This is a genomic window from Bradyrhizobium iriomotense, assembly GCF_018130765.1.
Lineage (GTDB): Bacteria > Pseudomonadota > Alphaproteobacteria > Rhizobiales > Xanthobacteraceae > Bradyrhizobium > Bradyrhizobium iriomotense_A.
The window spans coordinates 104257-125608 of record NZ_JAFCJZ010000021.1; the positions used below are offsets into that span (position 1 = coordinate 104257).

At 65.8% G+C, this 21352-nt stretch carries 22 protein-coding genes; 14 read left to right on the forward strand and 8 right to left on the reverse strand.

The window, feature by feature from the left end; genetic code table 11:
- Positions 1 to 36 precede the first annotated feature (36 nt).
- Together JQ635_RS29795 and argJ are read left to right on the forward strand one after the other, a co-directional pair.
- Positions 37 to 951, forward strand: coding sequence for a peptidylprolyl isomerase (locus JQ635_RS29795; protein WP_211413373.1), 915 nt, complete (start codon positions 37 to 39; stop codon positions 949 to 951).
- A gap of 101 nt (positions 952 to 1052) precedes the next feature.
- Positions 1053 to 2294, forward strand: a complete 1242-nt coding sequence (gene argJ, locus JQ635_RS29800; protein WP_211413374.1) for a bifunctional glutamate N-acetyltransferase/amino-acid acetyltransferase ArgJ — start codon at positions 1053 to 1055, stop codon at positions 2292 to 2294.
- 199 nt (positions 2295 to 2493) lie between these two features.
- Here argJ and JQ635_RS29805 read toward each other — a convergent pair whose 3' ends face one another.
- Positions 2494 to 3804: a TadE/TadG family type IV pilus assembly protein gene (locus tag JQ635_RS29805; protein ID WP_433996580.1), complete on the reverse strand. Its 1311-nt coding sequence runs from the start codon at positions 3802 to 3804 to the stop codon at positions 2494 to 2496.
- Positions 3805 to 3963: 159 nt separating this feature from the next.
- Between JQ635_RS29805 and JQ635_RS29810 the strand changes: the two genes are divergently transcribed.
- A complete protein-coding gene (locus JQ635_RS29810) occupies positions 3964 to 4374 on the forward strand; it encodes a (deoxy)nucleoside triphosphate pyrophosphohydrolase (RefSeq protein ID WP_027577055.1) in 411 nt (136 codons plus the stop codon).
- A gap of 130 nt (positions 4375 to 4504) precedes the next feature.
- Here JQ635_RS29810 and JQ635_RS29815 read toward each other — a convergent pair whose 3' ends face one another.
- The gene (locus JQ635_RS29815) at positions 4505 to 5353 is read right to left on the reverse strand and encodes a methyltransferase domain-containing protein (protein ID WP_211413420.1); all 849 of its coding nucleotides are present in this window, start codon (positions 5351 to 5353) and stop codon (positions 4505 to 4507) included.
- A gap of 147 nt (positions 5354 to 5500) precedes the next feature.
- On the opposite strand from JQ635_RS29815, the gene JQ635_RS29820 reads away from it, so the two are divergent.
- The 4 genes from JQ635_RS29820 to JQ635_RS29835 are packed head-to-tail and all read left to right on the forward strand — an operon-like array spanning position 5501 to position 7972.
- Positions 5501 to 6298 carry a ComF family protein gene (locus JQ635_RS29820; RefSeq protein ID WP_211413376.1) on the forward strand — a complete coding sequence of 266 codons (798 nt, stop codon included), beginning with the start codon at positions 5501 to 5503 and terminating at the stop codon, positions 6296 to 6298.
- Positions 6299 to 6345: 47 nt separating this feature from the next.
- The gene (gene grxC / locus JQ635_RS29825) at positions 6346 to 6621 is read left to right on the forward strand and encodes a glutaredoxin 3 (protein WP_211413421.1); all 276 of its coding nucleotides are present in this window, start codon (positions 6346 to 6348) and stop codon (positions 6619 to 6621) included.
- The gene (locus JQ635_RS29830; protein WP_211413377.1) at positions 6618 to 7496 is read left to right on the forward strand and encodes a carbon-nitrogen hydrolase family protein; all 879 of its coding nucleotides are present in this window, start codon (positions 6618 to 6620) and stop codon (positions 7494 to 7496) included. The genes grxC and JQ635_RS29830 overlap by 4 nt, the downstream gene beginning before the upstream one ends.
- Positions 7493 to 7972, forward strand: a complete 480-nt coding sequence (locus JQ635_RS29835) for a DUF1178 family protein (protein ID WP_211413378.1) — start codon at positions 7493 to 7495, stop codon at positions 7970 to 7972. Before JQ635_RS29830 ends, JQ635_RS29835 begins: the two co-directional genes overlap by 4 nt.
- On the opposite strand, the gene JQ635_RS29840 is transcribed toward JQ635_RS29835, so the two are convergent.
- From JQ635_RS29840 to JQ635_RS29855, 4 genes are all read right to left on the reverse strand, one after another.
- Positions 7969 to 8868 carry an EamA family transporter gene (locus JQ635_RS29840; RefSeq protein ID WP_211413379.1) on the reverse strand — a complete coding sequence of 300 codons (900 nt, stop codon included), beginning with the start codon at positions 8866 to 8868 and terminating at the stop codon, positions 7969 to 7971. The two genes, JQ635_RS29835 and JQ635_RS29840, sit on opposite strands and share 4 nt — an antisense overlap.
- A gap of 267 nt (positions 8869 to 9135) precedes the next feature.
- On the reverse strand, positions 9136 to 9417 hold the full coding sequence (locus JQ635_RS29845) for a GIY-YIG nuclease family protein (RefSeq protein WP_211413380.1): 282 nt from the start codon (positions 9415 to 9417) through the stop codon (positions 9136 to 9138).
- A gap of 110 nt (positions 9418 to 9527) precedes the next feature.
- On the reverse strand, positions 9528 to 10295 hold the full coding sequence (gene ubiG / locus JQ635_RS29850) for a bifunctional 2-polyprenyl-6-hydroxyphenol methylase/3-demethylubiquinol 3-O-methyltransferase UbiG (RefSeq protein WP_211413381.1): 768 nt from the start codon (positions 10293 to 10295) through the stop codon (positions 9528 to 9530).
- A 14-nt stretch (positions 10296 to 10309) separates the two neighbouring features.
- Positions 10310 to 10777, reverse strand: a complete 468-nt coding sequence (locus tag JQ635_RS29855; RefSeq protein ID WP_211413382.1) for a PH domain-containing protein — start codon at positions 10775 to 10777, stop codon at positions 10310 to 10312.
- 153 nt (positions 10778 to 10930) lie between these two features.
- Between JQ635_RS29855 and JQ635_RS29860 the strand changes: the two genes are divergently transcribed.
- The 5 genes from JQ635_RS29860 (at position 10931) to JQ635_RS29880 (ending at position 18090) form a co-directional block, all read left to right on the forward strand.
- Positions 10931 to 12187, forward strand: a complete 1257-nt coding sequence (locus JQ635_RS29860) for an aspartate kinase (RefSeq protein WP_211413383.1) — start codon at positions 10931 to 10933, stop codon at positions 12185 to 12187.
- A 356-nt stretch (positions 12188 to 12543) separates the two neighbouring features.
- Positions 12544 to 14811 (forward strand): phosphoenolpyruvate--protein phosphotransferase, encoded by a 2268-nt coding sequence (gene ptsP, locus JQ635_RS29865; RefSeq protein ID WP_211413384.1) that lies wholly within the window; start codon positions 12544 to 12546, stop codon positions 14809 to 14811.
- A gap of 58 nt (positions 14812 to 14869) precedes the next feature.
- Positions 14870 to 15955 carry a peptide chain release factor 1 gene (prfA, locus tag JQ635_RS29870; protein WP_211413385.1) on the forward strand — a complete coding sequence of 362 codons (1086 nt, stop codon included), beginning with the start codon at positions 14870 to 14872 and terminating at the stop codon, positions 15953 to 15955.
- Positions 15952 to 16842: a peptide chain release factor N(5)-glutamine methyltransferase gene (gene prmC / locus JQ635_RS29875; protein WP_211413386.1), complete on the forward strand. Its 891-nt coding sequence runs from the start codon at positions 15952 to 15954 to the stop codon at positions 16840 to 16842. Before prfA ends, prmC begins: the two co-directional genes overlap by 4 nt.
- 462 nt (positions 16843 to 17304) lie before the next feature.
- Positions 17305 to 18090, forward strand: a complete 786-nt coding sequence (locus JQ635_RS29880; RefSeq protein WP_211413387.1) for a DUF4167 domain-containing protein — start codon at positions 17305 to 17307, stop codon at positions 18088 to 18090.
- Positions 18091 to 18154: 64 nt separating this feature from the next.
- On the opposite strand, the gene JQ635_RS29885 is transcribed toward JQ635_RS29880, so the two are convergent.
- Positions 18155 to 18901, reverse strand: a complete 747-nt coding sequence (locus JQ635_RS29885; protein WP_211404402.1) for a methyltransferase domain-containing protein — start codon at positions 18899 to 18901, stop codon at positions 18155 to 18157.
- A gap of 108 nt (positions 18902 to 19009) precedes the next feature.
- Between JQ635_RS29885 and gloB the strand changes: the two genes are divergently transcribed.
- Together gloB and JQ635_RS29895 are read left to right on the forward strand one after the other, a co-directional pair.
- Positions 19010 to 19777, forward strand: a complete 768-nt coding sequence (gloB, locus tag JQ635_RS29890; protein WP_211413388.1) for a hydroxyacylglutathione hydrolase — start codon at positions 19010 to 19012, stop codon at positions 19775 to 19777.
- 23 nt (positions 19778 to 19800) lie between these two features.
- Positions 19801 to 20223: a cupin domain-containing protein gene (locus JQ635_RS29895; RefSeq protein WP_211413389.1), complete on the forward strand. Its 423-nt coding sequence runs from the start codon at positions 19801 to 19803 to the stop codon at positions 20221 to 20223.
- Between the two features lie 134 nt (positions 20224 to 20357).
- On the opposite strand, the gene yddG is transcribed toward JQ635_RS29895, so the two are convergent.
- Entirely contained in the window at positions 20358 to 21227 is an 870-nt protein-coding gene (gene yddG, locus JQ635_RS29900) for an aromatic amino acid exporter YddG (RefSeq protein ID WP_211413390.1), read from the reverse strand.
- Between the last annotated feature and the right edge of the window lie 125 nt (positions 21228 to 21352).

Consider the following 21352-nt stretch of genomic DNA (forward strand, 5'->3'; position numbering starts at 1 on the left):
CTCGAGCAGCCCCCTGCTTCAACAAAAGGATTTTCCATGACCACCTCGTTCCCGGTAACCACCGGCCAGCGTCTCCGCCAAGCGTCCGCCCTGGCTGGCAGCCTCGCTTTGGCGCTGACCCTGGCGTTCGCCGGCCCGCTCCGGGCTGCCGACGATCCGGTCCTGGCGAAGGTCAATGGCGCTGAAATCAAGAAGAGCGACGTCGCCATGGCCGAGGAGGAACTCGGGCCGAGCCTCGCCCAGATGGACCCGGCCACCAAGGACGAGAACGTCCTGTCCTTCCTGATCGACATGAAGATCGTCAGCAAGGCTGCCGAGGACAAGAAGGTTGCCGACAGCGAGGAGTTCAAGAAGCGCCTGGCGTTCGCCCGCAACCGCCTGCTGATGGACAGCCTGCTGGCCAACGAGGGCAAGGCCGCCACCACCCCGGATGCCATGAAGAAGGTCTACGAGGAGGCCTCCAAGCAGATCACCGGCGAGCAGGAGGTGCGCGCCCGCCACATCCTGGTCGAGACCGAGGACGAGGCCAAGGCGGTGAAGGCCGAGCTCGACAAGGGCGCCGATTTCGCCGAGCTCGCCAAGAAGAAGTCCAAGGATCCGGGCTCCGCCGACGGCGGCGACCTCGGCTTCTTCACCAAGGAGCAGATGGTGCCGGAATTCTCGGCCGTGGCGTTCGCGCTCGAGCCGGGCAAGATCTCCGACCCCGTGAAGTCGCAGTTCGGCTGGCACATCATCAAGGTCGAGGAAAAGCGCAACCGCAAGGCGCCGGACTTCGAGCAGGTCAAGGCCCAGATCGAGAACTACGTGACACGCAAAGCCCAGGCCGACTACGTCGCCAAGCTGCGCGCCGAGGCCAAGGTCGAGCGGCTGGACCAGCCGGCGGCGGACGCCAAGCCGGCCGACGCGGCCAAGCCCTCCGACAGCAAGATGGCGCCGCCGGCGAAGAAGTAAGAATTCGCTGTCACTTCGCGGACGCCAATAGTATCTAACGTCGCAATGGCCGGGCAAATGCCCGGCCATCTGCATATCCAGACCTCACCAAGGCACCCGCGATGTCCTCCTCCGTCTCTCCCCTCGCCCCGAAACACGTTCCCGACATGCCCGTGATCGCGGGCATCCGCCTTGCGACGGCCGAGGCCGGCATCCGCTACAAGAACCGCACCGACGTGCTGCTGGCAGTGATGGACAAGGGCACGGCGGTGGCCGGCGTCTTCACCAAGTCGAAATGCCCGTCGGCGCCGGTCGAATGGTGCCGCGCCAAGCTGAAGGGCGGCAAGGCGCGCGCCCTCGTCGTCAATTCCGGTAATGCCAACGCCTTCACCGGCAAGACCGGCCGCGCCTCCACCGCGCTGACCGCGAAGATCGCGGCCAAGGCGGTCGGCTGCAGCGAGGGCGAAATCTTCCTGGCCTCGACCGGCGTGATCGGCGAGCCGCTGGACGCCACCAAGTTCGACGGCGTGCTCGGCCGCCTCGCCGAGGCCGCCGAGCCCGGCGATTACCTTGCCGCGGCCAAGGCGATCATGACCACCGACACCTTCCCGAAGGTCGCGACCGCGACCGTCAAGCTCGGCAAGGCCAAGGTCACCATCAACGGCATGGCCAAGGGCGCCGGCATGATCGCCCCCGATATGGCGACGATGCTGTCCTTCATCTTCACCGACGCCCCGATCGCGCCCGCCGCGCTGCAGGCCCTGCTCAAGGCTGGCGTCGAAGACACTTTTAACGCGGTGACGATCGATGGTGACACCTCGACGTCCGACACACTGCTGGCGTTCGCGACCGGCGCCGCCGCCGAACACGGCGCACCGAAGATCAGCCGCGCCAGCGATCCGCGCCTGAAGGCCTTCGTCAAGGCCTTCAACCAGGTGCTCGCCAACCTCGCTGAGCAGGTGGCGCGCGACGGCGAAGGCGCGCGCAAGCTGGTCGAGATCACCGTCGAGGGCGCCAAGACCAAGGCCTCGGCCCGCAAGATCGCGATGTCGATCGCCAACTCGCCGCTGGTGAAGACCGCGATCGCCGGCGAGGACGCCAATTGGGGCCGCGTGGTGATGGCGGTCGGCAAAGCCGGCGAGCCGGCCGATCGCGACAAGCTCTCGATCTCCTTCAACGGCATCCGTGTCGCCAAGAGCGGCGCGCGCGATCCCGACTATGACGAGGCGCAGGTGTCGGAAGCGATGAAGGCGCCGGAGATCGCAATCAAGGTCTCGCTCGGCCTCGGCAAGGGCCGCGACCGCGTCATGACCTGCGACCTCACCAAGGAATATGTGGCGATCAACGGGGATTACAGGTCTTGAGTCCTCTCCCTCTCCCCGTTCTTACGGGGAGAGGGTTGGGGTGAGGGGCCTCTCTCCACGAGTGAGATCGCCGAGAGACCTGTACCCCCTCACCCGGATCGCAAGAGCGACATAGCCGAAGCGCGGCTTCGGCGTTACTTCAGGACGGCTGCCCAAGGCGGCCTATGCCTCTCCCCGCAAGCGGGGAGAGGTGAGCAAATCACCCCGAGATCCTTGCGTCGGCGACCGCCTTCTTGAACAGCGCGTTCATGGCGTCCGAGATTCCTTGCGTCGGGCTCACCTCGAAATACAGCCCCGGCGAAGCACAGCTCTGCATGTTCTGCGCGATCTCGCTGTTCGGTGACGGCCCGAACGGTCCCTTGTTGAAGGGGTCGATGTAGGTCATGTACCAGGAGTTGGTCGGCAGCTGCAGATAGGTGGTGTAGAGCACCGCGATCTTGATGCCGCGGTTCTTGATGGTGGTGCAGAGCGCGACGTCGATCGGCGACTGGCAGCGTCCGCCGCTCACGACCGGCTTGGAGCAGCCGGTGTTGTACTCGTCGGCAACGCCGTCGGAGACGAAGAACAGATATTTCATCGGCGCCGCCGAGGTGCCGGCGCCCGGCGCGCTGATTGCGCTGTTGATCGCCGGGAAGACCGTGCTGAACTGCGTATCCTTGTCGGCGGTGTAGGAATCGTTGTTGCCGTAGACGCCCATCAAATCGATGCCGCCCGCCGCCGTCTTCGCGCTCGACAGGCTGGCCGACAGCGAGAACAGCGCGCGCAGGCCGATGGTCTTCGACGAGGCGCCAAAATCGTAGATCGCCATACGGAACTGGTTCGAATAGGTCTCGGTGGCGCCGGCCGTGTCCATCAGCGACTGCGTCGCGCTGCGCAGCACGTCGATCCGCGTCGTCACCCCGAGCGTCTTGGCGAGGTTGTAGTAGTTGTTCGCGTCGTTGTAGTCGTGGCAGGCAAAGGCGCATTTGTCGGAAGTGTTGTTGACCATCTTGCTGACGTCCGCCGGCGTCGCCGCCACGCCCATCGACGGCGAATTATCCAGCAGAAGGTAGAAGTCGACATAGAGCGGCATGCTCGCCGTCGCGGTCGACGTTCCGCTCATGGTCAGCGCGGTCTTGCCGATCACGCCGAGGAACATGGTGTTGATGGTGCCGGTGAACGAGACCGTCGAGGTGACGGTCGAGCCGGACTTGACCACCGTCGGCGTGACGCTGTTCAGCGTATAGCCGCTCAGGTTGGCGACGTTGGCATTGAAGATGTTCGTTGCGTCGGTGACGCCGGCCGGGATCGCGCCGTCCGAGGTCATCGAGCCCGCCGTGGCGAACGCCGGCGAGGTCTTGGCGACCGAGCCGACGCTGGCCGCATCGGCCGCGGCCTGGAGCTTGGAGCGGACCTGCGTCGCACGGGAATAATCGACCGCGCAGCCGACCACCGTGATCAGAGGGACGCAGCAGAATGCGAAAATCACTGCGACATTGCCGCGCCGGTCGCGGACAAGACGGCGCATCATGGAGCAAATCGCAGTGCGCATGGGTCGGCCCCGGAATGGTTCAATCGTTTCCACTCTAGGAACCGTCGATTAAATATGACTTATGGAAGCCGTAGAAACGCGGTCCGCGACGGGGGTTAACGAACCGTTACGGTCCATCCTCAGCGAGCGACTTCAGGCATGGCCGATCTCAAACTGACTCTGGTGGTGGCCTGCGCGCTGGTCGACGCCGACAAGCGCGTCCTGATAGCGCAGCGCCCCGAAGGCAAGGCACTGGCGGGCCTCTGGGAATTTCCCGGCGGCAAGCTCGAGCCCGGCGAGCGGCCGGAGCAGAGCCTGATCCGCGAGCTGCACGAGGAGCTCGGCATCACCGTCGCCGAGCCGTGCCTGGCACCGCTGACCTTCGCCAGCTACGGCTACGAGACCTTCCACCTCCTGATGCCGCTTTACATCTGCCGGCGCTGGGAAGGCCTGGTGACGCCGCGCGAGGGCCAGAACCTCGCATGGGTCCGCGCCAACAAGCTGCGCGACTACCCGATGCCGCCCGCGGATATTCCGCTGATCCCGCATCTGATTGATTTGCTGATGTGAGCACGCTGTGCCCCGGACGCAGCGCAGCGCTCTTGCGGTGCGCTGCTGAGCCGGGGCCCATGCTAGCGGCAGACTGGGTCCCGGCTCTGCGCAGCAGCGTAAGAACGCTGCAGCGCGTCCGGGACACGACTCACTCCTTCCCCGCCTTCTTCACCGCTTCCGCGAGGCTCGCTTTCGCCGATCCCGGCTTGAGCGGCTGCTGCTGGCTCGCATGCGGCGCCCAGCCGGAGAGCCAGATGATGTCGAACGTCGCGCGGATGCGTCCGTCGGCATCGGCAAAGCGCTCGGCATAGATCTCGGCCATGCGCAGCAACGTCGCGCGGCGGCTCGGTGTGCGGCGGCGTTCGATCAGCACGTTGGCCGCGCCCATGCGGCGGAGATCCTGCATCAGCGCGAACGCATTGCCATAGCGCACCACGACGCGGTCGACGTCGGTCACCGGCAGCGCGAAGCCTGCCCGCTGCAGCAGCGCACCGATGTCGCGCAGGTCAGCGAACGGCGCGACGCGCGGCGACACACCGCCCTCGCATTCCGCTTCCGCCGCGGCAAAGGCCTGCCGCAGCTCGGTCAAACTGTCGCCGCCGATCATCGCGGCAAGCAAGAGCCCGTCCGGCTTCAGCGCGCGCCGGACCTGCGCGAGCACGCCGGGAAGGTCGTTGACGAATTGCAGCGCCAGCGCCGAGACGACGAGGTCGAGGCTTTCGGGCGCGAAGGGCAGTTTTTCCGCACCGGCCGCATCGAGCGCGACCCGTTCGATGGAAGGAAGGCGCGCGCGCAGCGCTGCAAGACCGTCACCGGGCGTCCAGAGATCGACCGGGGCGTGAAACTCCCGCATCACCGCCGCCAACCGGTCGGACATGTCCTCGGCGACACGATCGAGCAGGAAGCTCACGGCACCTTGCGCCTGCGCGCGGCGCTGCCGTGCGTGCAGCAAGGCGCGATCGAACAGGGCGGGCGGGATCTGCGGGGGCTGAGCCATGCCGCTGGTTACGCCGATCTCCACGGTTCTGGCAATCTCCTCTCGCGTGTCCCGGACGCGCAGCAGCTCTCTTTAGCGCTGCTGCGCTGCGTCCGGGGCACGAGAGCGTGGCTTGAGCCGTATCGAACAGAACGCTAGCCTCTCCTTATGGAAGCCGACGCCGCCCCTTCTCGCTCCATCCCCTCACCATTGCGTGCCGCATGGACCGCCGGCCGCCATGCGCTGTCGCGCGCGGCGCGGCTCGCGCTCGACATCGCGCTGCCGACGCTGTGCGTGTCCTGCCGCGAGCCGGTCGATGGTGAGGGCGTTTGCGCGGCGTGCTGGGCGCGGCTGTCGTTCATCGAACGACCCTATTGTCCGCGGCTCGGCATTCCCTTCGTCTATGATCCCGGCCCCGACATGCTGTCGATGGAGGCGATCGCGAGCCCGCCGGCCTACCAGCGGGCGCGCGCGGCGGTGCGTTATGACGACGTCGCGCGCACGCTGGTGCATGCGCTGAAATACCAGGACCGCACCGATCTGGCGCCGGCCATGGGCCGCTGGATGGCGCGCGCGGGCGGCGAGTTGCTGACGGGGGCCGATATGTTGGTGCCGGTGCCCCTGCATTGGCGGCGGGCCTGGCGCCGCCGCTACAACCAGTCCGGAGCGCTGGCGCGCATCATCGAACGGCAGAGCGGGGTCAAGGTGCGGGGCGACGTGCTGCGGCGGGTCCGTGCCACCGAGCAGCAGATCGGCCTGTCGCGAGCCCAGCGCGCCACTAATGTGCAGGGCGCATTCCAGGTATCTCCCGACCGCCAGGCCGAGGTCCAGGGCCGCCGCGTCGTCCTGATCGACGATGTCCTGACCTCAGGTGCGACATTGGATGCCTGCGCACGGGCCTTGCTCCGGTCCAAGGCAGCCCAGGTCGACGTGCTGGTGTTCGCCCGGGTTGTGGAGATCAGGTAAAGTCCCATATAATTCAATGAATTCATGACATGAAAGCGCCAGACAACATGACTGCTGCTGTCGAGATCTACACCAGGCCGGGCTGCGGCTATTGTTCCGCGGCCCGGTCGCTTTTGACCCGCAAGAAGGCGACCTTCACGGAATTCGACGTCGCCAAGAACCCGTCATGGCGGGACGAGATGTACGACCGCGCCGGCGAGGGCTCGACCTTCCCTCAGATCTGGATCGGCGGCACCCATGTCGGCGGCTGCGATGACCTCTACGCGCTCGACCGCGAAGGCAGGCTCGACGGCATGCTCGAAAACATCAAGGCGGCATCATGAGCGACAACAGGACCTTCACCGCCGCGATGGTGCAGATGCGCACCGGCCTGATGCCGGAGCCGAGCCTCGCGCAGGCCACCAGGCTGATCCGGCAGGCTGCCGCCAATGGCGCCGACTACGTGCAGACGCCCGAAGTCAGCAACATGTTGCAGCTGAACCGCAAGGCGCTGTTCGAGCATCTGCAGAGCGAAGAGGACGACACCTCGCTGAAGGCCTACCGCGCGCTGGCGGCGGAGTTGAAGATCCACATCCATGTCGGCTCGCTGGCGCTGCGTTTCTCGCCGGAGAAGGCGGTCAACCGCTCCTTCCTGATCGGGCCCGAGGGCAACGTGCTCGCGAGCTACGACAAGATCCACATGTTCGACATCGAGCTGCCGGACGGCGAGAGCTATCGCGAATCCGCCAATTACCAGCCGGGCGAGACCGCCGTGATCTCCGACCTGCCCTGGGGCCGGGTGGGCTTAACGATCTGCTACGACGTGCGCTTCCCGGCGCTCTACCGCGCGCTCGCCGAGAGCGGGGCGTATTTCATCACGGTGCCCTCCGCCTTCACCCGCAAGACCGGTGAAGCGCATTGGCACGTGCTGCTGCGCGCCCGCGCGATCGAGACCGGTTGCTTCATCTTCGCCGCGGCGCAGGCAGGCACCCACGAGAACAAGCGCGAGACCTATGGTCACTCGCTGATCATCGATCCCTGGGGCGAAATCCTCGCCGAGGGCGATGTCGAGCCCGGCATCATCATGGCCAAGATCGACCCGGCCAAGGTCGAGACCGCGCGCCGCGCAATCCCATCGCTCCAGCACGGCCGCCGCTTCGGCGTCGCCGACCCCAAGGCCGGGCCGGACCATCTGCACCTCGTACGGGGATCGGCATGATCCGCTACGCACTTCACTGCGACCGCAACCACGCCTTCGAGAGCTGGTTCCAGAGCTCGTCGGCCTACGATTCGCAGGTGAAGCGCAAGCTCGTGACCTGCCCGATCTGCGGCTCGGCCAAGGTCGACAAGGCGATCATGGCCCCGCGCATCGTCGGCAAGAAGGGCCGCGGGCGCGCGACGCCGCCGGAGCCCACGACTGCGATCACGCCCGAGGCTGCGCCGTCAGGACCGACCTCGCTGCTGATGGCGCAGGAGCGCGAGCTGCGCGCCAAGCTCAAGGAGCTGCGCGACCACATCGTCAAGAACGCCGACAATGTCGGCGAGCGTTTTCCGAACGAAGCCCGCGCGATGCATTACGGCGACAAGGAGCACCGCCCGATCTACGGCGAGGCCTCGCCGGAAGAGGCGAAGTCGCTGATCGACGAAGGCATCGAGGTCTCGCCGCTGCCGACGCTGCCGGAAGACCGGAATTAGGCCCCCACCAGCACCGCCACACCGATCACGATCAGCGCGATACCAAAAATCTCGCGCGGCGCGATTGGCTGCTTGAACGAGTAGTAGGCTACCCCTTGCGCGAACAGCACCTCGATCAGCGCGAGCGTGCGGACATTGGCGGCCGCCGTCAGAGCGAAGGCCAAAAACCAGAACTGCGAGGCGAAGGCGCCCGTGAATCCCGCGAGCATCGACGGCCGCCATAGTCCGAGGATTCCCCGCAACACGTCTGGCGCGCGCCAGAGCAGGTAGATCGTCAGCACCAGCGTCTGCACGAACAGGCCGAGCACCAGCGTGAGCGACGAGGCTGTCACGAACGACACGCTCGGCACGGTGATGATGGCGCCGCGAAAACCGACCGCGGAAAGCGCGAACGCCGCCGCGGCGACGAGCCCCGTGATGGTCGGCTTCAATTCCGCAAAACTCTTCTCGCCGCCGGGGCGCAGCGCGGTGATGACGACACCGACGGTCGCGATCACGATCGCCAGCACCTTCAACCAGGTCAGATGATCGCCGAGGAAGACGAAGCCGAAGATCGCGGTCTGGATCGCCTCGGTCTTGAGGTAGGCCGTCGTCACCACGAAGGAGCGGTCGTTCATCGCGAGCAGCATCAGGCCGGTCGCAACGATCTGGCTGAGCGCCCCAAGCAGCAGCCACGGCCAGAACACGGCCGGCGGCATGCCGATATGATCGCCGGTCGCAACCAGCACCAAGCCGAGGAACAGCAGCGAGAACGGGAAGCCGAACAGGAAGCGGATATTGGTCGCGCCCCAGGTCCCGAGCGGCTTCGTCAGCGACCGCTGCATCGCATTGCGCACGACCTGGCCGAGCGCAGCGATGACGGTGAAGGGAATCCAGAGGCTGGCGACAGTGAGCATGGGGAGTGGGTGGGAGAGCAAGGGCTAGCGATTCCAGCCAACCTGCCGCTGGCGGCGAAGCAGGTCAATCACGCGGAAGTCATGGGTGCGATGCTTTCGCTACAAACTCCGCTGTCGTCCCTGCGTACGCAGGGACCCATAACCCCAGGGAGCAGTTTTGCGGAGGCTGCCAACCCGTGCGTCCAACACCGTCCACCGATGGATGCCGCGGTATGGGTCCCTGCCTACGCAGGGACGACAGTGGGGGCTTGGCGCGGACCTTTCGTATCAAACCAACAGATCGTTAAGATCGCGCCACTCCGGATTGTCGCGCTCGATCAGTTCGATCTTCCAGTCGCGCTTCCAGCGCTTGAGTTGCTTTTCGCGGGTAATTGCGTCTTCCGCCCGCTCGAAGGACTCGGTGTAGACGAGCCGATACACCCCGTATCGCTTGACAAACTCCGAACCCTTGCCGGCGCGGTGCTGCTCCAGACGCTTCTGGAGTGAGTTGGTGACGCCGATATAGAGCGTTCCGTGATGGCGGCTGGCGAGGATGTAGACGTAGTACATGCTCGGGGCGCCTATCTTTGCTAGCCACAGGGGCCTGTGGTTATGGGTCCCTGCGTTCGCAGGGACGACACCGTTCTCGCAGTAACAGCTCGCACCTCACCCACGGCAGTTCACACCATCCCTTCCGCCACCACCATGTAGTTCACGTCCATGTCCGACGAGAGGGCCCATTTGTCGGCGAAGGGTGAGTAGACGACGCCGGTCTGCTCGGTGATGACGAGGCGGTTGTCGAGCAGATACTTGGTGAGCTCGTCGGGGGTGACGAACTTGTTCCATTCGTGCGTGCCGCGCGGCAGCCAGCGCAGGACGTATTCGGCGCCGACGATGGCGAGCGCAAAACTCTTCCAGTTCCGGTTCAGCGTCGAGACCACCATCAGGCCGTTCGGCTTCAGCATCGACGCACAGCGCTTCAGGAACATGCCGACGTCGACGACGTGCTCGACCACCTCCATCGCCAGCACGATGTCGAAGCGCTCGCGCGGGTCGATCTCCTCCACCGTGGTGCAGCGATAGTCGATCGCAAGGTGGCTCTTGTCGGCATGGAGCTTGGCGGCGGCGATGTTGCTCTGCGAGGGATCGACACCGATGACCTGCGCGCCGAGCCGCGACAGCGGCTCGCAGAGCAGGCCGGCGCCGCAGCCGATGTCGAGCACGCGCAAGGACCCGAGGCAGTTGAGGCTGCGAACGTTGCGCTCGAACTTGCGGCAGGCGGCGTCGCGGATATAGCCGAGCCGCAGCGGGTTGATCCGGTGCAGCGGCGCCATCTTGCCCTTGGGGTCCCACCACTCCGCCGAGAGCTTTGAGAATTTCGCGATCTCGGCGGCGTCGACGGTCGAGCCCGGCTGGGCGGAGAGGGAAGTATTTTGCTGCATGCTCATGGTTACGCGCGGTCCTACCGCGTGGTGATCGAACTACGGAAGGCGAGCGGCGAGGCGATGGTCGCGATAGTTTCGCGCCCCTCGCCGACGCCATTGATGGTCACGTCGCCATAGTTGAGAATTCGTCCAAGAATCGTCTGGTTGACGTCGACGCTCTCGACCTTGTCCAGCGCCATCTCGAAGGTACGGCGCTTGATAAACCCGGTCTTGTGCACGACCCGCAAATTGGTGACGTCGGTCTCGGTGGTGAAGCGATGGAACCACCCCTTCACGGTCCAGTAGAGCGCCGCCAGAGCGACCAGGCCGGAGGCGACGAGACAGAGCAGGACGAGCCCTTCGACGGTGGCCTGCCGCGACAGAACGAACAGGGCCAGGGCCACGATCCAGGCCAGGATGGCCGGCAAATGGAAGATCCAGTGCGCGTTGGTCGAATACAGCACCCGCTCGCCCGGCTGCAGGATCTCGTCGATATAGCGCGCCATGATCTCGGTTAACCCACTACCCCCGCACCCTGCCCCCGCAGGAACCCGCTTGCCCCCGGCCCCGCCGCTCTGTATACGCGCGGTCGGTGTCCGCAGGCACCCGTCCGGTGCGGGTCACCATACTGATCCTTATGAGGGAATGCACGCGTCGTCATGAGCCGCCTCGTGATGAAATTCGGCGGCACGTCCGTCGCCAACATCGAACGCATCCGCAACGTCGCACGCCATGTGAAGCGTGAGGTCGACGCCGGCCACGAAGTGGCCGTGGTCGTCTCGGCGATGTCGGGCAAGACCAACGAGCTGGTGGCCTGGTGCACCGAGGCCTCGCCGATGCACGACGCGCGCGAATACGACGCCGTCGTCGCCTCAGGCGAGCAGGTCACATCCGGCCTGCTTGCCATCGTGCTGCAGAGCATGGGCATCCAGGCCCGCTCCTGGCAGGGCTGGCAGATCCCGATCAAGACCAGCGACGCCCATGCCTCGGCCCGGATCGAGGACATCGCCGGCAGCGAGATCATCAAGCGCTTCCAGGAGCGCAAGGAAGTCGCCGTCATCGCCGGCTTCCAGGGCATCAACCCCGAGACGGGCCGCATCACCACGCTCGGCCGCGGCGGCTCCGACACCTCGGCCGTGGCGGTCGCCGCAGCCGTCAAGGCAGACCGCTGCGACATCTACACCGACGTCGATGGCGTCTACACCACCGACCCGCGAATCGTGCCGAAAGCCAAAAGGCTTGATAAGATCGCATTCGAGGACATGCTGGAACTGGCCTCGCAGGGCGCAAAAGTGCTCCAGGTCCGCTCGGTGGAACTCGGCATGGTCCACAACATGCCGATCTTCGTCCGATCGAGCTTCGACAAGCCCGAGGATATCGACCCGCATGCCAACCAGCCGCCCGGCACGCTGATCTGCGGCGAGGAGGAGATCATGGAAAACCACGTCGTTACCGGTATCGCCTTTTCGAAGGACGAGGCCCAGATCTCGGTGCGCCAGATCGAGGACAAGCCCGGCGTTGCGGCCTCGATCTTCGGCCCGCTGGCGGAAGCCAACATCAACGTCGACATGATCGTGCAGAACGTCTCCGAGGACGGCAAGACCACCGACCTCACCTTCACGGTCCCGGCCGCCGACTACACCCGCGCCAAGGACACGATTACCGCCGCCAAGGCCAAGATCGGCTATGCCCGGCTTGATACCGCTACCGACGTCGCCAAAATCTCGGTGATCGGCAGCGGCATGCGCAGCCACGCCGGCGTCGCCGCCCAGGCGTTCTCGGCCCTCGCGGGGCGGAATATCAACATCCGGGCCATTACAACCTCCGAGATCAAATTCTCGGTCTTGATCGACACCGCCTATACCGAGCTGGCGGTGCGTACCCTGCATACGCTCTACGGCCTCGATCAGGCCTAAAGCGCGACCCGTCGTCGCGCTTCAGATTGTCGTTTGAGCATGGTCTTTCCGGAAAACCGCTTCGCACTTTTCCGGACCATGCCTGGGCTAATTTTCTCTTAGCGGTCGCAGCAAACGCGAAGGTGTACACACCTTCGCGTTTGGCAGGCGTTTTGCTTGGCAAAACAAGCCCCAGTTCGCTATACGGCGAAGAGGGTGGGCTGCCGCAAACTGTGTCCCAGTTCAGGCGGCGCTGATTCGGTGCAAGCGAGAGTTTGCGCCTGCGCCGGACAAACAAATTGGTTGTTTTTCTGGAGTTTTGGGCCAGCCGCCGGCCGATACCGCCGGGCCGGGCAGACGGAGGAGATTGAGGCTACATGCGGAGCGCGTCGGGAGGTCCCCGCGTCTTGTTGAGACGGCTCCGCGAAACCATGGCGGAGCAGGTCTCAGCCCAGGAGCGGCTGGACAAGATCGTGGTGCTGATCGCCGCCAACATGGTGGCCGAGGTGTGCTCGGTCTACGTGCTGCGCGTCGACAACACGCTCGAGCTCTACGCCACCGAAGGTCTCAACCGCGAGGCTGTGCACCATACCGTGCTCAGCGCCCATGAGGGCCTCGTCGGCCTCGTCGCCAGCGAGGCGACGCCGCTCAATCTGAGCGACGCGCAGAGCCATCCGGCCTTCTCGTTCCGCCCCGAGACCGGCGAAGAAATCTACCACTCCTTCCTCGGCGTGCCGATCCTGCGCGCCGGCAACACGCTCGGCGTGCTGGTGGTGCAGAACCGCGCCAAGCGCAACTATGTCGAGGAGGAGCTCGAGGCGCTCCAGACCACCGCCATGGTGCTGGCCGAGCTGATCGCCTCCGGCGAGCTGTCCGCGCTGGCGCAGCCCGGCCTCGAGCCGGCCGCGCGCCATTCGGCGCAGAAGGTCGGCGCGATCCTGTCGGAAGGCATCGCGCTCGGCCATGTCGTGCTGCACGAGCCCCGCGTCGTCATCAAGGACTACATCGCCGAGGACCTGCCGAAGGAAATCAAGCGGCTGGACACCGCGCTGGCAAAACTGCGCGCCGATCTCGACCGCATGCTGGAGCGCGGCGACGTCGCCGAGGGCGGCGAGCATCGCGAGGTGCTGGAAGCCTACCGCATGTTCGCCAACGACCAGGGCTGGTCGCACAAGCTGCACGAGGCGGTCGCCACCGGCCTCACCGCGGAAGCCGCGGTCGAGCGCGTGCAGTCCGACACCCGCGCGCGCATGCTGCGCTCGACCGATCCCTATCTGCGCGACCGCCTGCACGACCTCGAGGATCTCGGCTACCGCCTGATGCGGCAGCTGGTCGGCCAGGACCATGCGCCGTCGCGCGAGCAATTGCCCGACAACGCCATCGTCATCGCCCGCGCGATGGGTCCGGCGGCGCTGCTCGACTACGACCGCAAGCGCCTGCGCGGCATCGTGCTGGAGGAAGGCACCGCCAATTCCCACGTCTCGATCGTGGCGCGCGCGCTCGGCATTCCCGCGGTCGGCGAGGTGCCGAACGCGCCCGGTATTGCCGATCCCGGCGACGCCATCATCGTCGACGGCACGTCCGGCTCGATCTATGTGCGTCCATCACAGGAGATCGAGGCCGCCTTCGCCGAGCGCGTGCGCTTCCGCGCCCGCCGCCAGGCGCAGTATCTGGCGCTGCGCGACCTTCCCTGCGTCACCAGGGACGGCCAGAAGGTCGAGCTGATGATCAACGCGGGTCTTGCGATCGACCTGCCGCATATCGAGGATACCGGCAGCGCCGGCATCGGCCTGTTCCGCACCGAGCTGCAGTTCATGGTCGGCCAGAGCCTGCCGCGCACCAGCGACCAGCTCGCGCTCTATCGCACCGTGCTGGATGCCGCGGGCCCCAAGCCCGTCACCTTCCGCACCCTCGACATCGGCGGCGACAAGGCGCTGCCCTACATGGAAGCGGTGATCGAGGAAAATCCCGCGCTCGGCTGGCGCGCGATCCGGCTCGGGCTGGACCGTCCGGGCCTGCTGCGCGGCCAGATCCGCGCGCTGCTGCGCGCCGGCGGCGGCCGCGCGCTGCGCATCATGTTCCCGATGATCTCGGAGGTCGCCGAATTCGATTCGGCGAAGGCGCTGGTCGAGCGTGAGCTGACATACTTACGCCAGCACGGCCACACGCTGCCTGAACGAATCGACATCGGCACCATGGTCGAGGTGCCGGCGCTGCTCTACCAGCTCGACGAGCTCCTGAAGAAGGTCGACTTCATCTCGGTCGGCTCCAACGATCTGTTCCAGTTCCTGTTCGCGGTCGACCGCGGCAATGCCAAGGTCTCCGAGCGCTTCGACACCATGTCGGCGCCGATCCTGCGCGTGCTGCGCGAGATCGCGCGGAAGTCCAACGCGGCGCAGAAGTCGCTGTCGCTCTGCGGCGAAATGGCCTCCAAGCCGATCGGCGCGCTGGCGCTGATCGCGCTGGGCTATCGCTCGCTCTCGCTCTCGGCGACCGCGCTCGGCCCGGTCAAGGCGATGGTGCTCGATCTCGATGCCAAGAAGGCCGAAGCGATGCTCAACCCTCTGCTGGATGCGCCTGCGGGCAGCGTCTCGATCCGGCAGAAGCTGACGGAATTTGCCGAGGCTGAGGGCCTTGCGTTGTAGCGGACCTGTCGCCCGCTCCCCGCCGCCCTCACCTCCTTCCGCACTTGAGACTGAACCGATGTCGTCACTCCCCGAAGCCAAACTGGACGTCCTGCTCGCGCATCACGCCTCGCTCGAGGCCGAATCGCTCGGACAGCTCGCCTCCGAGCGCTACGTGCAGATCACGCGCGAGCTGGCCGAGATCACCCCGCTGATCGAGGCGGTGAAGACTTATCGCTCCGCCGTGAAGGAGCTCGCCGATACCGAGGCGCTGATCGCCGATCCCGCGACCGATGCCGAGATGCGCGGCATGGCGGAAGCCGAGCGCGACGAGCTGACGCCGAGGATCGAGGAGCTGGTCCAGAAGATCCGCGTCGCGCTCCTGCCCAAGGACGCCATGGACGACCGCAACGTGGTGCTGGAAATCCGCGCCGGCACCGGCGGCGACGAAGCCTCGCTGTTCGCCGGCGACCTGTTCCGGATGTACGAGCGCTTCGCCAGCTTGCAGGGCTGGAAGGTCGAGGTGATCTCGGCGAGCGAAGGCACGGTCGGCGGCTACAAGGAAATCATCGCGGAGGTGCAGGGCCGCGGCGCGTTCTCGAAGCTGAAATTCGAATCCGGCGTGCACCGCGTGCAGCGCGTGCCCGACACCGAGACGCAAGGGCGCATCCACACTTCGGCCGCCACCGTCGCGGTGCTCCCCGAGGTCGAGGATGTCGACGTCGACATCAAGAACGACGACCTGCGCATCGAGACCATGCGCGCGCAAGGCGCGGGCGGCCAGCACGTCAACAAGACCGAATCGGCGATCCGCATCACGCACATCCCGACCGGCATCGTGGTGATGATGCAGGACAGCCGCTCGCAGCACAAGAACCGCGCCTCGGCCATGAACATCCTGCGCTCGCGCATCTACGACGCCGAGCGCCAGCGCGTCGACGCCGCGCGCTCGGCCGAGCGCAAGGAGAAGGTCGGCTCCGGCGATCGCAGCGAGCGCATCCGCACCTACAACTTCCCGCAAGGGCGCGTCACCGACCACCGCATCAACCTGACGCTCTACAAGCTGCCGCAGGTGATCGCCGGCGAAGCGCTGGGCGAATTGACCGACGCACTGACCACGGAGCACCAGGCTGCGCAGCTCGCCGCGCAAGGCGCGGCGGCGTGACGCGCCGCGTGAGCAACGCCTTCACTGGACAATCGATCGAGAGCGCGCGTCGCACGCTGGCGGCGCAGCTGCGATCCGCACAGCTCGACGAAGCCGAGCTCGACGCCCGCATCCTGATCGGTGCAGCCCTTGGCCTCGATCTCACCGGCCTCATTGCGCAGGCCGCCCGCCCCCTCACCAGCGCCGAGGCGTTGCAGCTCACCCAATATGCGGAGCGCCGGATCGCGGGCGAACCGGTGGCGCGCATCCTCGGCACGCGCGAATTCTGGGGCCTGCCGTTTCGCCTCTCGGAGGCGACGCTGGTCCCGCGTCCCGACACCGAGACCGTGGTCGAGCGCGCGCTCGAGCTTTTTCGCGAGCAGAAGATCCACCAGCCTCGCATCGCCGATATCGGCACCGGCTCAGGCGCGATCCTGCTGGCGCTGCTGCACGAGATTCCCGACGCCTTCGGTGTCGGCACCGATCTCAGCCTCACCGCGCTCGGCACCGCGCGGGGCAATGCCGCAGCCCTCGGCCTTGGCAACCGCTCTGGCTTCGTCGCCTGCTCCTATCTGGCCGCGCTCTCGGGTCCGTTCGATCTCATCGTGTCGAACCCGCCCTATATTCCCTCGGCCGAAATTCCGAAATTGAGCATCGAGGTGCGCGAGCACGATCCGCATCTGGCGCTCGACGGCGGCAATGACGGATATGACGCCTACCGCGCCCTGATACCGCAGGCGGCCGAGCGCCTCACCCCCGGCGGCGCGCTGATCGTCGAGGCCGGACAGGGCCAGGCCCGAAATATTGAAACCTTGATGGCCGCTGCCGCGTTAGTGGTGGACAGGCCACCCAAGGCCGATTTGGCGGGCATCCCGCGGGCCGTTTCGGCCCGAAAAATGCCCCCATAAAAGCCGGATTGGTCTGTAAAAAGCTCTTGGAATATCCCGTGGGAACGACTACGTTCCGATCAACACATCGGTGCCGGCCCCGTAGACTTACGGGCGAAAGCCGGGCTCTCGGGCGAGAGCTTTACTGATTTAAAGGTTCCAAGCCGCAGGTCCTGTTGAGCGCGATGGCCAGTGAGCTGCGCTGCTCTCCGACCGCAACGTGAACGAAAGCCTGATATTGCGCTTGAAGACTTACGCAAGAAAGCTGGGCTTGTTTCGGCAGGCGATATGAATGGGTTCGCTGGCAATGGATGCTGGCGGGTGGGGAACGCGTCTTTGTTGAACGCGACGGTCGACGAACATTGGCAGGGTTCAACCCGCTCTCGTGCGCGGTGCGTACGAGCGATGTGAACCGCTGTCACCAGGTCAGTCTCAGCAATCAGTAATGCGTGCAACCTTTAGGGCTGGAATTAAAGGCAGGACATGAGAAACGGTCAGAACAAGCAGCGGATGCGCAACCGCAACAACAATAACAACAACAACCGGCGCGGCCAGAACCCGATGACCCGGGTCTACGAGTCCAACGGGCCCGACATCAAGATCCGCGGCACGGCCTCGCATATCGCTGAAAAGTATCTCCAGCTCGCGCGCGATGCGCGCTCCTCCGGCGACCCCGTTGCGGCCGAGAACTACTACCAGCACGCCGAGCATTATTTCCGCCTGATCGCGGCCGCCCAGGAGCAGTTCCGCCAGAACCAGCAGCCGCGCGGCGACGAGCCGATCAGCAACACCAGCGGCGACGACAGCGAGGACGACGGCGAGAATTTCTCGGCGTTCGGCCAGGAGCCGGGCTTCGTTCCGCAGCCGCCGCAGCAGCAGCCCTTCATGCGCGACCGCGACAGCCAGCGCGATCATCACCAGCGTGATCACCAGCAGCGCGACAACCAGCAGCCCTATCAGCGCGACAATCAGCAACCGCGCGAGCATCGCGAACGCGACCACCGTCCGCAGCCGCAATATCAGGCGCAGCCGCAACCTGCGAACCAGCCGCAGCCTGTCATCGCCGATGCCGGCAGCGTCGACCGCCTGCCCTCCTTCATCACCGGCGCACAGCCGCAGGTGAATGGCGCCCAGGGCGGCTTCGAGGGCGGTGGCGGTGGTGGTGGCGGCGAGCGCTATCCGCGCCGGCGGCGCCGGCCGCATGGGCCGCGTCCCGAGCGTGAAGCGGCCCCCGCCGCGTCGAGCGACGAGGTCGCCTCGGGCGAGTAAGCCTCTTCTGATTTACTCTGATTTTCTGACCTAGATCGTCCCGGCCTCGCCGGGACGATTTGTTTCAGCTGCGCGTCACCGTCGTCGAGGACGGCACCAGCACGGGCTTGGCCAGCGAGGGAATCAGCCGCGCCCGCTCGCGCTTGGCGGGGATCGCGCGATAAACCTGCTTGGTGGCCTCGACGATGTGCACGCCGGCAAAGGGCAGCGACAGCGCGGCGCCGGCTCGCTCCCACATCTGCGCCGATTTCAGCACCCAGCCGCCGGCATAGGGCGGCATGAACAGCGCCTCGCCCCACGCGGTCGGCGTGAACCAAGTCTGGCGCAACAGGTCCGTGATCTGCGAGCGCGAATACGGCCGCCCGTGACCGAACGGCGTGCTGTCGGTGCGGGTCCATACGCCGCGCCGATTCGGGATCACCGCGATGACACGGCCCGAGCCCGACAGCACCCGCCACACCTCGCGCAGCAGCGCGGCCGGATCGTCCGACATCTCCAGCGCATGAACCAGCAGGATGCGGTCGACCGCGGCGTCGGGAAGCGGCAGCGAGAATTCATCGACCAGCGAGGCCAGCGCCGGCCGTCCGGTCGGCCATTTCAGCACACCCTGGGCCGCCGGCATGAAGGCGAGGCAGCGCTCGGCATCTTCCCGGAACAACCCCAGATAGGGCGTCGGATAGCCGATGCCGAGCACACGCTGGCCCTCGGCGCCCGGCCAGCGCTGCCGGATGCCGCGATTGATCATCTGCCGCGCCACAATCCCGAGGCGACGGGAATAGAACTCGCGGAGGTCGACGACGTCGATGGTCATGACGGCAATGTAACATGCGCGAGGGCACGCCTGCGCGCGGAATATTGCATTGCCTGGGCAACCTTAACGCCATATTTGTCTGGCGGGGCTGAGCGCGATGGAGAGGTCATGGCCGCCGAAATTCGTACTTTCACCTGTTTAAACGACAATTTCGGTTATCTGATCCACGATCTGGAAACCAAGGCGACGGCGTCGATCGACGCGCCCGAGGCCGGCCCGATCCTGAAGGCGCTGGACCGCGAGGGCTGGCAGCTCACCGACATCCTGATCACCCATCACCATGGCGATCATGTCGGCGGGGTCGCCGAACTCAAGCAGAAATACAATTGCCGCGTCGTCGCGCCGCATGACAAGACGACAAAGATAGCGAACGTCGATTTGCGCGTTGCCAATGCCGACGTCATCAAGATCGGCAATCTGCTGGCGCGCGTCGTGGAGACGCCCGGCCACACGCTCGACCACATCTCCTACGTGTTCGACAATGAGAAGACGGTGTTCGCCGCCGACACGCTGTTCTCGATCGGCTGCGGCCGCGTGTTCGAGGGCACCTATCCGATGATGTGGGATTCGCTGTTGAAGCTGCGGGCCCTGCCCGACGACTTCAAGCTCTATTGCGGCCACGAATACACGGCGTCCAACGTCAAGTTCGCCCTCACCGTCGACCCCGACAATGCGGCGCTGCAGGCGCGCGCGGCGGAGGTCACGAGGCTCCGGGCCGAGAACAAGCCGACCATCCCTTCATTGCTTGGCGATGAGAAGCGGGCGAACGTGTTCCTGCGCGCCGACGAGCCCTCGGTTGCGGCCAGGCTCCACATGAAGGGGGCAGATGCCGCCACCGTGTTCGGCGAGCTCCGTGAGCGCAAGAACAAATCCTGAAGAACAAGTCCTGACGGGAATCGATGCCGACCGCAGCCGAGATCATTGCACGCCTCGAACTCCGCCCGCATCCTGAAGGCGGGCACTATCGCGAGACATTCCGCGACCAGACCACGGACGCCAATGGCCGTTCGCGCTCGACCCTCATCTACTTCCTGCTCGCGCGCGGCGAGCGCTCGCACTGGCACCGCATCGATGCAGTCGAGACCTGGCACTACTACGCCGGCAGCCCCTTGATGCTGCGCATCGCCCATGACGGCTGCTCGCAGCACGAGGTGCGGCTCGGCACGGATCTCGTCGGCGGTGAGCGGCCCCAGGGAATCGTGCCGGCCAATGCCTGGCAGATGGCGGAGACCACGGGCGAGTGGACACTGGTCGGCTGCACGGTGGCGCCGGCGTTCGAGTTCGCAAAGTTCGAGCTGGCGCCGAAGGGCTGGGAGCCGTAGCTCCCCCACCGTCATTCCGGGGCGCCGCGCAAGCGGCGAACTATGATGCGCAATTGCGCATCTGAGAAATCTCGCCACCGTTGACGCGGATAAATGGATTCCGGGTTCGCTCTCCGCGCGCCCCGGAATGACAATCACCGCTTCCTCAGCACCATGTCCTTCGCCGCGATCAGGCCGCCGCCGGCGATCAGGACCGCAGCAATGGCGATGTTGGCGCTGGCTTTTGCAAAGCCGGCGGCGATGAGGAAGCCCGTCGAGAGCAGCGGCGTCGCGTAGGAGGCGGCGCCGAGCACGCGGATATCGCCGCGCTTCATGCCGATGTCCCAGGCGTAGAACGCGGCGCCGACCGGACCGATTCCGAGCGCGATGACCGAAAGCCACTGCACCGTAGTCTCGGGCAAGACGGTGGTTTCAAGCGCGCCGTGCATCAGTGCGGCGAGCACTGATGTGGCGAGACAGAAGCCCGCAACTGCATCGGTCGGCACCGCTTTCAAGCGGCGCGACAGCACTGAATAGGTCGCCCAGACGAAGGCGGCGATGAAGGCCGCGATCAGTCCCGGCACCGCGCCCGGCGCAAAACCGCTGGTGTTGCCGGCGAACAGCAGCACCGTGCCGATGAGGCCGAGCACGGCACCGATGATGTGATGCGCGGCAAGTCGCTCGCCCGGGAGGAACGACGAGAACAGCACGATCAGGAGAGGCCAGAGATAATTCAGGAGACCGGCCTCGGCCGGCGGCGCGAAGCGCAGCGCGAGGAAATACAGCGCGTGATAGCCGAACAATCCGCCGACGCCGACGGCCCACACCACCAGCGGCTGGCGCAGGCTTTTGGCGGCATCGCCGCGGCCGATCCAGGTGAGCAGGCCGACGAGACCGCCGATCGCAAACGTCATCGCGGCGAGCTGGAACGCCGGGATCTTTCCGGTCGCGACCGTCATCACCGACAGCAGCGACCACATCAGGATCGCGGTCAATCCGATCAGCGTGGCAGTGCGGGGAGTCATTGCAGAAGGTCTCGTCGTTCCGGGATGGCGCCTGGCGCCAGACCCGGAACCTCGAGATTCCGGGTTCGCCGCTGTCGCGGCGCCCCGGAATGACAGGTCGTGATGCCCGGGACAAGCCCGAGCAT